General features: G+C 66.7%; 14 protein-coding genes. 3 read left to right on the forward strand and 11 right to left on the reverse strand.

The features are described from left to right. Positions 1–344 precede the first annotated feature (344 nt). The 7 genes from JOD95_RS16900 to JOD95_RS06800 all read right to left on the reverse strand — a co-directional run bounded on the left by JOD95_RS16900 (position 345) and on the right by JOD95_RS06800 (position 8,797). Entirely contained in the window at positions 345–1,376 is a 1,032-nt protein-coding gene (locus JOD95_RS16900) for a glycosyltransferase family 4 protein (RefSeq protein WP_307810399.1), read from the reverse strand. Further along, entirely contained in the window at positions 1,373–2,404 is a 1,032-nt protein-coding gene (locus tag JOD95_RS06775; protein ID WP_307810408.1) for a glycosyltransferase, read from the reverse strand. The genes JOD95_RS16900 and JOD95_RS06775 overlap by 4 nt, the downstream gene beginning before the upstream one ends. 157 nt (positions 2,405–2,561) lie before the next feature. Then, positions 2,562–3,818: a lipopolysaccharide biosynthesis protein gene (locus JOD95_RS06780; RefSeq protein ID WP_209684071.1), complete on the reverse strand. Its 1,257-nt coding sequence runs from the start codon at positions 3,816–3,818 to the stop codon at positions 2,562–2,564. After that, on the reverse strand, positions 3,778–4,893 hold the full coding sequence (locus tag JOD95_RS06785) for a glycosyltransferase (protein ID WP_307810400.1): 1,116 nt from the start codon (positions 4,891–4,893) through the stop codon (positions 3,778–3,780). Before JOD95_RS06785 ends, JOD95_RS06780 begins: the two co-directional genes overlap by 41 nt. Before the next feature lie 17 nt (positions 4,894–4,910). After that, a complete protein-coding gene (locus tag JOD95_RS06790) occupies positions 4,911–6,377 on the reverse strand; it encodes a sugar transferase (protein WP_209684072.1) in 1,467 nt (488 codons plus the stop codon). A 13-nt stretch (positions 6,378–6,390) separates the two neighbouring features. Further along, entirely contained in the window at positions 6,391–7,335 is a 945-nt protein-coding gene (locus JOD95_RS06795; RefSeq protein ID WP_209684073.1) for a hypothetical protein, read from the reverse strand. Between the two features lie 13 nt (positions 7,336–7,348). Beyond that, positions 7,349–8,797 carry a polysaccharide biosynthesis tyrosine autokinase gene (locus JOD95_RS06800; RefSeq protein ID WP_209684074.1) on the reverse strand — a complete coding sequence of 483 codons (1,449 nt, stop codon included), beginning with the start codon at positions 8,795–8,797 and terminating at the stop codon, positions 7,349–7,351. 153 nt (positions 8,798–8,950) lie between these two features. Here JOD95_RS06800 and JOD95_RS06805 point away from each other — a divergent pair, with 153 nt between their 5' ends. Then, positions 8,951–9,670, forward strand: a complete 720-nt coding sequence (locus tag JOD95_RS06805; RefSeq protein WP_209684075.1) for a CPBP family intramembrane glutamic endopeptidase — start codon at positions 8,951–8,953, stop codon at positions 9,668–9,670. A 51-nt stretch (positions 9,671–9,721) separates the two neighbouring features. On the opposite strand, the gene JOD95_RS06810 is transcribed toward JOD95_RS06805, so the two are convergent. Next, a complete protein-coding gene (locus tag JOD95_RS06810) occupies positions 9,722–10,666 on the reverse strand; it encodes a hypothetical protein (RefSeq protein WP_209684076.1) in 945 nt (314 codons plus the stop codon). 138 nt (positions 10,667–10,804) lie between these two features. Between JOD95_RS06810 and JOD95_RS06815 the strand changes: the two genes are divergently transcribed. Beyond that, entirely contained in the window at positions 10,805–11,803 is a 999-nt protein-coding gene (locus tag JOD95_RS06815; RefSeq protein ID WP_209684078.1) for a nuclease-related domain-containing protein, read from the forward strand. A gap of 63 nt (positions 11,804–11,866) precedes the next feature. Here the strand turns inward: JOD95_RS06815 and JOD95_RS06820 are convergent, their stop codons facing one another. Both JOD95_RS06820 and JOD95_RS06825 read right to left on the reverse strand, forming a co-directional pair. Beyond that, positions 11,867–12,424, reverse strand: a complete 558-nt coding sequence (locus JOD95_RS06820) for a low molecular weight phosphatase family protein (RefSeq protein WP_245171941.1) — start codon at positions 12,422–12,424, stop codon at positions 11,867–11,869. A gap of 2 nt (positions 12,425–12,426) precedes the next feature. After that, entirely contained in the window at positions 12,427–13,731 is a 1,305-nt protein-coding gene (locus tag JOD95_RS06825) for an adenylosuccinate synthase (RefSeq protein WP_066652061.1), read from the reverse strand. Here JOD95_RS06825 and JOD95_RS06830 point away from each other — a divergent pair. Next, the gene (locus JOD95_RS06830) at positions 13,730–13,966 is read left to right on the forward strand and encodes an Rv0909 family putative TA system antitoxin (RefSeq protein ID WP_245171608.1); all 237 of its coding nucleotides are present in this window, start codon (positions 13,730–13,732) and stop codon (positions 13,964–13,966) included. The genes JOD95_RS06825 and JOD95_RS06830 overlap by 2 nt on opposite strands. An 80-nt stretch (positions 13,967–14,046) precedes the next feature. On the opposite strand, the gene JOD95_RS06835 is transcribed toward JOD95_RS06830, so the two are convergent. Further along, a complete protein-coding gene (locus tag JOD95_RS06835; RefSeq protein WP_153257418.1) occupies positions 14,047–14,217 on the reverse strand; it encodes a hypothetical protein in 171 nt (56 codons plus the stop codon). Positions 14,218–14,335 lie beyond the last annotated feature (118 nt).

Below are 14,335 nucleotides of genomic sequence, written 5' to 3' on the forward strand. Positions count from 1 at the left end.
GATGGACCGCAAGCCCAACAATCGGTCTACAAATATTCCGCGGCGTAGTACCAGTGGAATCAGGATCAACGTCGGCAAGAAAACGAGAGGATCATTCGGCGTATACGCGTCTGGTCCACCCACGATCCTCCGAAGGAGTGGTACGAAGGTCATCGCCCAGAAGCCGACCGGAATGCAAGCGTCCGGAAACCGGAAAAGGATGGCGAAGATGCCTGTTGCGAATACTGCTCCGATTACCAGTGACGCCGAGATTCCCGCCTGAATGAAAGCGCCAATAGCGAAGACCAGGACAACCGAAGGAACCGCATAGGCGACTATTGACCTGAACCGGCTTGGGCTCTCCATCACCGCTGCGATTCCGTGTAAACAGCTAGCGTCTCACGCGCAACACGGGAAACGTTGTACCACTCTAGCCCTCGTTGACTTTTCGCCGCAGCGCGGAACAACTCTTCCTCACTACTCGAAAGGCGATCCAGATTTGTAGCCAACGCAGCTGCGTCCCCGGGCGGGACGGCGATGCCGGCTTCATCTCGCATCATCGAAGGCATGTCGCCGACTGACGTGAAGATCACGGGCCGTCTCAACATTCTTGCTTCGGTGAGGACGAGAGCTCCTCCTTCAGAATGCGACGCCAACGCGAACGCATCAGCACCCGCCACCCAAGTGAGCGGGTCTTCATCGAAGCCGACAAATCGCACTTGACGCTCGAGTGAAGCCACTCTTACCTGTGATTCAAGAACTCGACGGTACGGTCCCTCTCCGACGACGTAGAGATTCCAGCGCTCCCTCGTAAGTTCGAGCGCTGCGATCAGATCCTGCACACCCTTTCGCTCGTACAACCCACATACCGTAACCAGGGCAGGACGCTTCAACTCCCTCGGAACGACATCCTCGACCTGGTAGCGCCTGCTCCCGACGATACCGTTCTCGACTACCGAAGCGGATCGCGCTCGAACCCCACGGCGCGCACGGTCACTCAGGACGATGAACCTGGCCGGCACTAACCGAGCGAGAAAAGCGAAGCGCTGCCAAGGATTATGGAGCGTGTGAACAAGCCTCTTTCGCCCAGTTGTAACGGCAAGGATCAGCAAGCCTAGGGTATGCGAATGGACTATAGCGTCTGTCGGTGATTTGCGGAGGTGCCTGAGGCGGCGTCTCAGTGCAAGAAATCCCCGAAGGTTTCGCCAATCTTCCGTCGGCAGCTCAAGGTGGTTCACGCCGTGACTTCTAAGTAACGGAGCGTAGTCTCCAGCGGCCGAACAGATTGTCACGTCGTTGCCCAAGGCGGCTTGCTCGATCGCGAGGTCCACCACGGCGTTGACGATACCGTTGCCTGAACGCCGGATATGGGGTAACAGATGGATTACGCGAATCACAGTCCTCGTCCCTTCGTAACCGGGGAGCGACCGAATTGCTCAAGATAGCCCTGTAACTCCACGACCAACTCCTCTGTCGTCGGAACACGAGTGCCACTTGCGGCCAGCGCCAGCCTGCGACGCAGGGCAGGATTGGTGGCCAAGCTAGTGAGCGCATCCGAGAGTGCGCGAAAATCGCGCGGCGCGACCAAGATTCCGTTCTCGCCATTGCGAATCCATTCGCGGGGCCCGCCCTCTTCTGCCGCAACGATCACCGCGCCCGCACTCAGATATTGCAGCACATTCTGCCCTAGAGGCTCTGGAACGATGGAGCACTGAACACAGATATCCATTGCATTGATCCATGCCTCTACGTTGTCGACGTGTCCTATGAGGTGGACTCGCTCCTGAAGACGTCGATTCGCAATTTCGCGTTCCAGCTCCTTGCGGAACTCGTCACCGCCGAATGGCGCGCCCCCAATAAAGTGCAGCGACGCACCACCGCGAGGAAAGGACCGCTCGAACGCTTCGAGGAGCAGCCGGTGCCCCTTCCACTCTGTCAGGCGAGCCACGATACCTATTCGGATTTCGTTCGTCGGCGGCAGTGCGGACTCTCCCGAAGCAGCACGCGTTGTACCGGAAGGGCTCGGTAGAGCTCGCACCTTCGCCGATTCACGAAGATAAGGCCGGGCGGAGGCCAATGTGTGCTCGGAATTTGCAATCAGACCATCCGCCCGGGGTAGTACCAGCTTTCTCATTACGAGCGCCCCTGCTCGGCCCAGGGACTCCACCGAAACTGTATCCCGCAGATGAACTACAAAGGAGCGGCTCGGGCTCGTCATTTTGAGAAGGACCCCGTAGGTCGCGCTCCGAGAACCGTTTGCGAATATAAGGCTGACCCGGCGATACGCTCGATGCGCACGAATAGAGAAGGCGGTGCGCAAAATGTCAATAGCGAAACGAGCCAGACCAGCAGGTCTCGATGCAGCTCCCGCCTCATGCCGTGGGCCGATCGGCAAGACGCGGCTGCCTACAGCTCCGCTGAGCATACTGAAAGCTCCAAGATCGCCATCTTTCTCGTGCGGAATTTGTAGCAGCCAGTCCCAACTAGCCTGTTGCAGCGTGCGCAGGAGAGCTAGCTCCGCCCCGCCACGTTCGACTGTGTGGCTAAGGTGCAGAACCGTTGCCCGCCGCACCTTCCTCTTATCAAGCACGAGCACCCCTATTTTCCGGTCGGATCAAAGCAATGCACTGAACTAGCAGGACAGCTGTCTCGGCCACGAGCACTGCCATCGCTCCTCCCTCGGCCCCCAGATAGCGCGGCAAGATCAGTAAGAGAGGGCAAGCCACGAGTCCCCCAACCACGGCGCTGACTGCGAGCCACACGCCTCGGCCCCGAAGTATCAAGCCGATCGTACCGGTTGTTTGCGAAACAGATGTCGCCACTAATGTCGCCCCAATGAGTGCAGCGAGGACCCAGGTCAGTCGGATCTGACCGCCGCTGACGATACCAGCGAACATTGCTGCTCCGATTGTGAAGCAAAGAGCAACGAGAGTGCCCCAAACGGCCGATATGACGAACGCAATCTTCTCTCGCCGACGAGTTTCGGACGCTCCCGCACCCGAAACCCACCCCTGTAACGTCTGCGTCATCGGGCTCACCACAAGACGCGCGACACGTGCAAGTCGATCTGCTAACGCGAACGAAGCCACCGCAGAAGGAGCGCTGATAGCCATCAGGGCCACTGGCAGAGTTAAGTAAATTGAACCACTCAAGGCTGTGACGGTTCCGGCCACTTGTTGCTTCCACTGCGTCTTTTGGAATTCGACATCCACGGTGTAGCCGTCTCGCTTTGAGCGCCTGACCTTGATAACGAGAAAGGCGACCGGAATCAACGCGCCGAGAATCTGAAAGGCAGCGAAGCTGAGCGGTTCGTGCGTGAAGAGTGCGGACGCAGCCCCCAGCAGGAGCGCAGCAGCTCTTGGCAAAGTATCAGCCACAAGTAGGCCTCGCGCGTCTGCAGAGCCGTAGTAGTACCACTGACCACCGAGACCAGCAAGAGCTGAAGCCAAGGAGATCAGCGCCAGATCGATGGACCCGCCATCTCGAATCAGCTGAATTGACACACATGAAGCGCCGACCAGCACTGCGGCGATTCCGCGAACCCGAAGCGATTCCCTGAGATAAGCCCTCCGGCCCGATTCACGTAGTTGCGCGATCTCCGTTGGGCCGGTGACCGCCCACCCAAGGCCGACCACAATAGCGCCGACAGCGCCAATAGACTGCGCCACCGCAACAGCACTCCAAGAGTCGGCACCGAGACCCGCAATCAATAGAGGAAGACTGACCACTCCCGCCCCCGCAGTTATTGCCGTTGACGAAATGAACCCGGTGAATCGTCGACCGAAGGATCGCAGGCTCTCACCTCGCCTGATCATGGCGATTCGGTCGATGTTGATCAATGGCTCTGTCAACGGCAACCTTCAGTCGCTCAGCGAAACGTTCCTTTGAGAATTTGCGGGCGTGAGCGATGATTGCCTGACGGTCCCAAGCCGAGGGGAAGGCTTCTACCGCATCTCGAATCGAGGAGATAGCGTCGTCCTCAATAAACATGCCGGACACACCTTCGTCGGTAGAGTCAAGAAATCCACCTCTTCGAATCACCAGAACCGGCGTGCCGAAACTATTCGCCTCGACGGGGGTCAGGCCGAAGTCCTCTCGTGACACCGAAATCAAAGCCTCAGCATTGGCGTATGCCCACCGGAGCTCGGCCTCACTTATTCGACCTGCGAAGTGCACACCATCTTCGTGCATTTCTTGCGGAGGATCACCAACGACGACCAGTTTCGCGCTGATGCGCATACCCCTCCACGCATCAACTATGCGCATCGTCCCTTTATAGCCACGGCTGCGAGCGACTGTAAGGAAAAACGGCCCGTCGACAGCGAGAGGCAGCTGAGGTCCCTCCGGGTCGATGCTGACGGGTGGGTGGACAATCTCTGCTTGTATTCCGTAAGCGCGCCACACACGCTCTGCGACGCTCGACGAGTTTGCGATGTACACGTCCGCACTAGCGGCAGCTCGACGGTCCCAAGCTCGGAGAGGACCGCTTAGAAGCCTCAAAGCTATACGCGCGATACTGTTCACGGATTGGACATAGTCGGCTTGCTGATAAAGCCATCGAGGTGGATTGTGGCAATAGACTACTTTGGCTGTTCGAGCGGTCGTGCGAACACCATGAGCCCACCCGGAGGAGCTGCAAATCACCGCATCCGCGTCGACGTATCGACGGAGGTCCCAGGCCAAGGGTAGTAGCGGAAGAGCCTTGCGAGGATCTTTCCTAGCGAAGGCGAGTCGGTTTAGCCAACTCGGCAGGATCCGCACGCGCGCGAATTCGTCGAAGGTTTCGTCAGGCTCGTATAGAGCCGTCATCAGCCTCGCATCAGTGAAGATGCTTGCTATCTCCGCAGCCACCCGCTCAGCTCCCCCCCGCTGGGTTAGATAGTCATGCGCGATAGCGATTGATGACCGGTTCACGACGACGTCGGCCGCAGTCAATAGGCACCTTCCGATCCCAGGACGGCGCGGGCCGTCTTCCAAAGCACGAGAAAGTCGCCAACTAAAGACCAGTTTTCGACATAGAACAGGTCGAGACGCACAGAGTCCTCCCAAGACAGGTCGGACCGACCGCTGACCTGCCACAGGCCGGTCATGCCAGGCTTCACCAGGAAGCGTCGGTGGACATGCTGGTCGTACCGCTCGACCTCTCGGGCGAGAGGGGGACGCGGGCCGACCAGCGACATGCTGCCGACCAGGACGTTGAACAGCTGCGGCACCTCGTCGAGGCTGTAACGACGCATGAAGGCACCGATCCGCGTCACGCGCGGGTCGTTCTTCATCTTGAACAGGACCGTGTTGCCCTCGGCGCGGTCGAGCGCGCTCAGCTCCTGCAGGCGCTGCTCCGCGTCGACGACCATCGACCGGAACTTGATCATGTGGAACGTCGAACCGTTCAGTCCGACGCGCTCCTGCAGGAAGAACACCGGCCCAATGGACGTCACCTTGACGAGCAACGCGAGCACGAGCAGGACCGGGGAGAGCACGATGATCAGTGCTGCCGAGCCGATCAGGTCGAACGCACGCTTGGTGTAGAGCTTCCGGCCGGAGTAGGTCGGAGTCTCGACGTGGATGAGCGGGAGGCCCTGCACCGGGCGGGTGTGGATCCGCGGACCGCCGATGTCGGTGAGGCTCGGCGCGACGACCAGGTGCTGCCGTCCGGGCTCGAGCGACCAGCTCAGCTGGCGGACCCGCTCCGGCGGCAGGTCGTCTGAGCTCGTGATCACGACGGTGTCCGCTCCGGTCGTGGCCAGGGCTGCCAGGACGTCGTCGATGCCGCCGTGGCTCTCGACGGTGGAGCCTGGTAGCAGACCCCGCGTCCCGTCGGACACGGCTGCGCCGACCACGCGGTAGCCGGCTTCGGGCGTTCGGGCGAGCTCCCGTGCGATGTGCAGCACGCTCGCCGTCGAACCGACGAGCAGGACGCGCGCCGAGTACCCGCCGTGCTTCCGCTCGGCGACGAGCCACTGGCGCCACATCCAGCGCGAGAGCAGCAGGACGAGGATGCCGGCGGGGAACGCGATGAGGACGTAGCCGCGGGCCAGGTCGACGCGCAGCAGGTAGGCGGCGATCGCAATCAGCCCGAACACCCGGACGCTCGAGTCCGCGACCAGCCGGTACTCGGTGCTCCCGACGCCGATGACGCGGTCACCACGGGTGTCGTAGAGCGCCAGCCCGATCATCCAGACGGCGATGACGACCACGGAGATCCCGAAGTAGCTCAGGCGCAGGTCCGCCGTGTTCGTCATCAGGTCCGAGTCGAACCCGAGCCAGGCGATCTGCACGCCGAAGACGACCCAGATCAGCGCCAGCAGGTCGGTGACGAGCACGCGACGCGAGTACGTGCGGCTCCACTCGCGGGTGCTCCCCGTGGAGACGGGCTGGTGGACGGCCTCGGCCGTCATCGCCGACCCCGCGTCACCACGTCGCCCCGCCGTCGTTCGACACCGCGACGCCGTCGCCCGTCCACATCCAGACGTCCTGCCCGGAGCGGTCGAGCGCGATCGCACCCTCCGTCGCGACCGGGTTGCACCCGATCGGCGTGGTGGTCGTCGCAGGCGTCACACCCGACGCCGGCATCGTCTCGATCTGCACGCCGTCGCACGAGTCCGTCCCGATGCGGGCGAGTGTGTACTCGGTCCCGTTCACCGCGAGCGCACGGACGCCGTCGATCGGCACGGTCACCCACGCACCGGTACCGGTGCGCCACCGCAGCTCGTCGGCGCACGCGACCAGCGTCGTGCTGTCACCGCGGAAGGCGTCGAGCGGGTCCTCGCACGGCGAGGGCACGACCGCGTCCCCGAGCACGAGGCCCTGGTCGGTCACCCCCGCGCCGGCGGCACCGGCGGTCCCGAGCACCCAGGTGGCTCCGTCGTCGGTGCTGGTCCGGACCTCGGTCGCGCACTCGTCGCCGACGCCGACGAGCACGGACAGGCCGTCGGCGGTCACGCGCAGCGACCCGATGGTCCGCACGTCGTCGCCCAGGGCGACGGGTGACCACTCCTGCCCACCGTCGGTGGTGTGCTCCAGCACCGTCTCGGAGACGTCACAGGTCGTACTGGAGGCTCGCCATGCCTCCAGGCCGTCGACCGCGGACAGCATGTGGCGGGTCGACACCCCGTCGGCCGTCGGTTCCGCCGACGCGGTGGCGGACGGTCCCGGCGTCGCCGGCGCTGACGCGCTCGATCCGAACGTCGGCACCGGACCGGCGTCGCCGCGCGCCTCCGGCGCGGTGCGCGCGAGCGCCAGCGCCACCAGGACGACGTCGACGACGACGAGCGCGACGACCACGAGTGCGATCCCGATCAGCGTCGTCCGCGGCAGCTCGCTCCCGAGGCTTCGGATCCCCCGGCGCTGGCTCATCCCCCGACCGCCGTCAGCGGTCCGCGCGGCGGACCACGCCGAGCTTGCCGCGGGTCTTCCCCGACGACTTGGTGGACTTCTGGGGCGGTTCCTCTTCGTCGAGGCCGTACCCGTAGCCGTACCCGTAGCGGCCGTAGCCGTACGCGCCCGGACCCTTGACCGGCATCATCGTGATGACGAAGCCGGCGATCGGTGCGCCGACGTTCTCGAGCGACGCGACCGCGGCGGCGAGCTGGCCCTTGTGGGTCTTGCCGGACGCCACCGCGAGGATGGCGCCGGACGCCTTCTTCGACAGGATCGCGGCGTCGGTGACGGGCAGCAGCGGCGGTGCGTCGAAGAGCACGTAGTCGAACTGCTGCTCGAGCGTCTCGATCAGGTCCTGCATGGCCTTCGAGCCGAGGAGCTCCGACGGGTTCGGCGGGATCTGGCCGGCGGGCAGCACGACCATGTTGCCGCGGCCCCAGGGCTGCGCGACGTCCTCCAGGCTCGCGCGGCCGATGAGCACGTCGGTCAGCCCGGCGGAGCCGTCCACCTCCATGTACTCGCCGACGCGGGGGCGACGGAGGTCGGCGTCGATCAGGATGACCTTGAAGCCGGCGCTGTCCAGCGCGATCGCCAGGTTCGCGACGGTGGTGCTCTTGCCCTCGGACTGCATCGACGACGTCATGACGAACGTGCGCGAGCCGGTGCCGAGGTCGAGGAACTGCAGGTTCGTGCGGAGCGTGCGGAAGGACTCGGCGCGCGGGCTGCGCGGGTCGACCTGCACGATGAGCGGTCGCTCGGAGGCCTTGTTGTCGTAGGCGATGCCGCCGACGACGGGCTTGTCGCTGATCTTCTCGACGTCGGTCTCGACGCGGACGCGGTTGTCGAGCGTCTCGCGCAGCACGGCGATGCCGACGCCGAGCGCCAGACCGACGAGCAGACCGAGCGCGATGTTGACGGGGACGTTCGGGCTGACGGGCGAGCTCGGCACCTGCGCCTGCTTCACCCGGGTCAGCTTGACGCTGCTCGAACCGTTCTCGTCGGTGGCCTCGATGTCCTCGACCACGTTGGTCAGGCTCTGCGAGGTTGCGTTCGCGATGTTCGTCGCCTGCACCGGATCGGTGCCGTTGACCGTGATCGAGATGAGGGTCGTGCTCGTCGGCGCCGTCGCCGACACCATCTTCGACAGCTCGTCCGCGTTCATGTCGAGCCCGAGCGACGAGATGACCGGCAGGAGCACGATCGGCGTCGACACCAGGTTCGAGTACGTCAGCACGCGCTGCTGCGTGAAGGTGTTGCCCTGGGCCAGGTCGCTGGCGCTGCCCGACGTCTCCGTCGACACGAACACCTGCGCCTCGGCGGAGTACACCGGCTTCTTCAGCAGGGAGAACCCTGCCGCCGCCGCGACGCCCACCAGGGCGAGCACGAGGATCAGTGCCCAACTCTTCCGCAGCACTGTGATGTAGTCGCGCAGTTCCACGCGGCCCGCCTTCCCCGATCCTGGCCGTTCCTGTGGTCCCGACACAGGTTCCGTGGGCTTGTCCCAGCAGACGGCATACAAATAGTGCCACACCATTGAGCCTCACTCGGCTGTTCTTGCCGATCTGCGTCGGTCGTCCTCTACGCTCGCCCCATGACATCCGAGCCGGAAGTGGCCGCCGCCGAGCCCTCGACCGCCCGGCAACGCGACCTCGTCGCCCTGCTGGTCGCCCTCGTCGTGGCGGTCGTGCTCGCCCGGATCGTGAGCAGCCTGACGCTGCGCGGCGCCGTCCCCGGCCCGGTGCTCCAGGTGCTGCTCGGCAACCTCGCGGTGTGGGTGCCGCTCGTGCTCGGCATCGTCTGGGTCCTGCGCCGCTCGGGCCGTGACCTGTTCGGTCGCTTCCGGATCGAGCTCGGCGACCTCGTGTTCGCGCTCGGGGTCGTGATCCTGACGCGGGTGTTCGACGCCGTGCTCGCGCTGTCGTTCACCGGGACGAGCGGCCTGCAGCCCGCGCCGTCGCTCGGGACCCCGGACATCGGGCTGCTGCTCGTGTCGGCGGTCGGCATCGTGCTGGTCAGCCCCGTGCTCGAGGAGCTCTTCTTCCGCGGGCTGTTCCAGCGCCTGCTCGCCGCCGAGCTCACGCCCCGGACGCGCTGGCTGGCCGTGCTCGTGACGGCGTTCCTGTTCGCGCTGTCGCACCTCTTCCTCGGGTCGGCGACGACCTCGCTCGGTGGGGTGCAGGTGTTCCTGACGACCTTCGTGCTCGGGCTGCTCACGGGCACCCTGGTCGCGATGACGAACCGCATCGGCGGCGCGATCGTGGCGCACGTGCTGTTCAACGCGGTGGCGGTCGTCGCGACCTGGCCGCGCTGACGCGGTCCGGAAGCCGCCCAGCGCCGTTCGACCTGGCCGCACCGATCCTGCTCAGGGCTCCGACCGGCGCCGTCCGTCCCGCAAGCGCACGACGACCGCACCGGCGACTCCGATGACGGCGGCGACCAGCAGCGGCACCAGGGTCGCTCCCGCCGGTCCCATCGCCATCACGAAGACCGTGGCGCCGGCCGACACCATCTCGAGCGGGTACGGCAGGTACACGCGGGACCCCAGTGCGTACGACACCGCCGTGATCATCGCCGTCCCCGTCCACAGCACCCCGAGCGCGATCAGCGCGGCGATGCCCTGACCGACCGTACGGAGCCCGGTCCACGCGATCGCCGCACCGACCGCAACGGCCGGCAGCCACCGCAGCACCGCGAGGACGACACCCGCCGCGTCACCGGGCGAGGACACCGGCGGGACGACGAACGTGTTCGCCCACGACCCGAGCGCCACCGCGCTGACGGCGAGTGCGACGAGCGCACCGCCGGGAGCCGCTCGGGCGACGAGTGCAGCGAGCACCGCCGCCGCTCCGATGCACACGAACGACCCGACGGTGAGCGCGACGACGTACAGCTGCGCGGCGCTGACGTCCGCACCGGTACCCGGCGTCCCGTCCATCCGCATGCCGGCGCCCGTGACGACGGCGGTCTCGACGACGGCCACGACCTGCACCCCGACCAGCCCGGCGAGCGCCGCGAGCGATCCGCTGCGCCGGACGGACCCACGAGCACGCAGTACCCGGACGGCGATGCCGGCGACGACTCCCCCGACGAGCAGCAGTGCCGCGATGGTCGTCACCGCGTACTGGCTGAACGGCAGCAGGGCGATCGGCATGTCCGACGGGTCGGTGGTCGGCGTCGCCCACAGGTTCTGCAGTGGGAGCCGCATCCCGGTGATGATCCACGGGAGCAGACCGGCGACGGCCGCCCCGGCTCCGACCGCGACTCCGACGGTGATCTGCTGCGCGCTGCCGCGCTCTTCCTGGTGCACCACGGCACCGTACCGACCACGGCGGATCGTGCCGGCGTCCGCTCCCACCCGTGGGCCGTCGGACACATCGCCCACCGGACCTCGGGACGCGCCGGGGTGCGGCGACCGACTCGCGTCGAGCCGTGGTGAGGTGAACCCATGACCAGCGACCTCGTGCCGTGGGTGGTCGCCGGGGGGCTCGCGATCGTCGTGGTCGTCCTGGTGATCGTCCTGCGGCGGACCCAGTCCTCCAACCGTGCCGCCCTGTCCGACGCCGAGGTCCGGCTGGACCACCGCACCGGCACCCTCGAGCGGGAACACCGCGAGCAGACCGCAGCCGCCGACGCGGAGCACGCGCGGCAGCTCGCCGGCGCCGAGGCCTCCCGCCAGCAGGCCCTCGCCGAGGCCGAGGCCGGTCGCGCCCTCGCCCGCACCGGCATGCGCTGGGAGGAGGCATCGCAGCGCACGATCCTCGAGGTCTGCAAGGCCGCCGGGATCAACGGCGCCCTGCTGACCAACGTGGTGTTCGTGCCGGTGGCCCAGGGCGAGCGGGACCGCGACCGCAGCTACGCCGCGCAGCTCGACCACGTGCTCGTGTTCGAGTCCGGCCACGTGCTGGTCATCGAGAACAAGCGGTGGAACGGCATCGTGTTCGACGGCCGCAAGCCGAGCGCCGTGCACCACGCGTTCCGCAACCTGCTCGACGAGTCGTCGCTGACCGGGTCGTTCGCGATCCAGGTCCGCAGCCGTCGCGTCCTCGACCACGCGGACGACGTCGAGCACTGGTGGCAGGTCCGGGTGCAGTCCGGCGGGAACGCCCCGACCCGGCAGGTCCGGCAGCAGGCCCGCCGGCTGCAGCGGTTCCTGGCCGACGAGGACGGCAACGGGCCGCAGTGGGTCGACTCGTGCGTGTTCTACTCCGGCGACGCAGCCGCGTACGTCAACCCCGAGGACCGCAGCACGAGCACGACGCCGACGGGTCGTTCCGCGACGACCGCCGTCGTGACGAACGACAACGAGCTCCGCGGACTCGTCACCGACCTGGCACGCAAGCACGCCGTGCCGAACCGGGCGCGCACCGACTCGGTCGTGCGACAGCTGGCCGGCCAGGGCGCGCACACGATCACGGTCGGGACGTACCGCCTGCCGGAGGCGTGAGCAGACACGACGAAGCCCCCGCCACCGAGGCGGGGGCTTCGTCGTTCCCGGAGCGGAGGGGCGTCAGCGCAGCGCGCGCAGGGCGTCCGCGATGGGAGTGAGCGCCGCGTCGATCTCGTCGGCGACCCGCACGTGGGTGTCCTCGGACCGACGGTAGGGGTCGTCCACGTCGTCGTCCGCCGGGTCGGCGGGCGGCGGCACGGTCCCCCGCAGTCGAGCGACCCGGTCGACCAGGTCCTGCGCGGTCTCGATGCCGGCCAGGTCGCCGGGCTCGAGCCCGTCGAGCACCCGGGCGAACTGCTTGATGGTGAACGCCCGCTTCGCTGCCCGCGGTGCGAGCGACACGACGGCTGCGCGGTGCGAGCGCTCGGCGGTGAGCACGAGGTCGGCCGACGCCGCGATCTGCTCCGTCAGGTAGCGCGAACGGTGCGTGGAGGGCTCCCCACCCAGACGCGACGACTGCGCGGCAGCCGTCTCGTCCATCAGGGCGCCGTCGTCGGCGATGGTGCCGGCCGACTCGACCGTGAACGCCGGGGCGTCCGGGCCGAGCCGGGCCTCGAGCACCTGGGCGCCGAGGGGCGAGCGGCAGATGTTGCCGCTGCAGACGAACAGGATCCGCATCGTCACGCGGCAGCCTCGCCGGTCCCGAGCAGGTCGTGGCGGACCACGATCGCGTCACGGCCGGGGCCGACGCCGATCGCCGAGATCCGCGCCCCGGACATCGCCTCGACCGCGAGCACGTAGTCCTGCGCGGTCTTCGGCAGGTCCTCGAACGACCGGGCACCGGTGATGTCCTCGGTCCAGCCGGGGAACTCCTCGTAGATCGGCTTCGCGTGGTGGAAGTCCGACTGGTTCACGGGGACCTCGTCCACGCGCTCACCGTCGACCTCGTACGCCACGCAGACCGGGATGGTCTCGAGGCCCGTCAGCACGTCGAGCTTCGTCAGCACGAAGTCGGTCACGCCGTTGATGCGCGCCGTGTACCGGGCGATCGGGGCGTCGTACCAGCCGCAGCGACGCGGACGGCCGGTCGTGGTGCCGAACTCGAAGCCGTTGGCGCGGAGGAACTCCCCCGACTCGTCGAACAGCTCGGTCGGGAACGGGCCGGCGCCGACGCGGGTCGTGTACGCCTTGACGATGCCGATGATGCGCTCGAGCTTGCCCGGGCCGATGCCCGAACCGGTCGCGGCGCCGCCGGCGGTCGCCGACGACGAGGTCACGAACGGGTAGGTGCCGTGGTCGACGTCGAGCATGGTGGCCTGGCCGGCCTCGAACAGCACGGTGTCGCCCCGCTCGAGCGCGCGGTGGATCTCGAGCGCGGTGTCGGCGACCATCGGGCGCAGGCGCTCGGCGAAGGACAGCAGCGACTCCACGACCTCGTCCGCGTCGATCGCGCGACGGTTGAAGACCTTGACCAGCAGGTGGTTCTTCTGGTCGAGGGCCGCCTCGACCTTCTGCCGCAGGATGTTCTCGTCGAAGATGTCCTGGATGCGGATGCCGACGCGGTTGATCTTGTCGGCGTAGGTCGGGCCGATGCCGCGACCGGTCGTGCCGATCTGGCGCTTGCCGAGGAACCGCTCGGTCACCTTGTCGACGGTGCGGTGGTAGTGCGTGATGACGTGCGCGTTCGCGGACACCAGGAGCTTCGAGACGTCCACCCCGCGGGCGCGGAGCGCGTCGAGCTCCTGGAACAGGACCTCGAGGTCGACGACGACACCGTTGCCGATGATCGGGGTGACGCCGGGCGTCAGGATGCCGGACGGCAGCAGGTGCAGCGCGTACTTCTCGCCGCCGACGACGACGGTGTGGCCGGCGTTGTTGCCGCCGTTGAACTTGACGACGTAGTCGATGCGGGACCCGAGGAGGTCGGTTGCCTTCCCCTTGCCCTCGTCACCCCACTGGGCACCGATGATGACTGCTGCGGGCATGGAGGTTCTCCTCACGTTGGCGGAGGACCGCACCGGCGGGCATGGGCCGATGGTCCACCCGAGTCTATCGAGTGGACACCTCCACGCCACATCCCTGTGGACGAGACGGTGGACGAGGACGACCGACGCCGGTCTCGGCAAGGCCGCGGACGCGGCCGACAAGGCCACCGGCGGTGGCCACGGCGACCACATCGACAAGGCGGAGCACGCTGCGGACGACAAGATCGGCAAGTAGACCGCACCACGGAACGAACGGGAGGCGCGGTGCCAGCTGGCACCGCGCCTCCCGTCCGTCGTGGTGGTGGCGTTCCGCGATCAGGCGCGGAAGAAGTCCTGGTACGACGGGTCGCCCACCGGCTGGGCGTGACCGGGCTGCGCGAGCCGCTCCTCGACCATGGCCTGGAGCGCGTCGGGCGGGGTCAGCCCACGGCGGCGCCACTCCATCGGGTTCGCCCGGAGCTGCATCAGGGAGGTGTGGGATCGCATGACCTCACTCTCCCATCGATTGCCTAGTTTGCCTAACTACATGTCCCATTGCCGCACTCGGGACCACTCCGCTCGGAGACCGGGAACGGCGAACGCCCCGCCACCGGACCGGTGACGG

The sequence above is a fragment of the Curtobacterium sp. 1310 genome, from assembly GCF_017834105.1.
Classification (GTDB): domain Bacteria; phylum Actinomycetota; class Actinomycetes; order Actinomycetales; family Microbacteriaceae; genus Curtobacterium.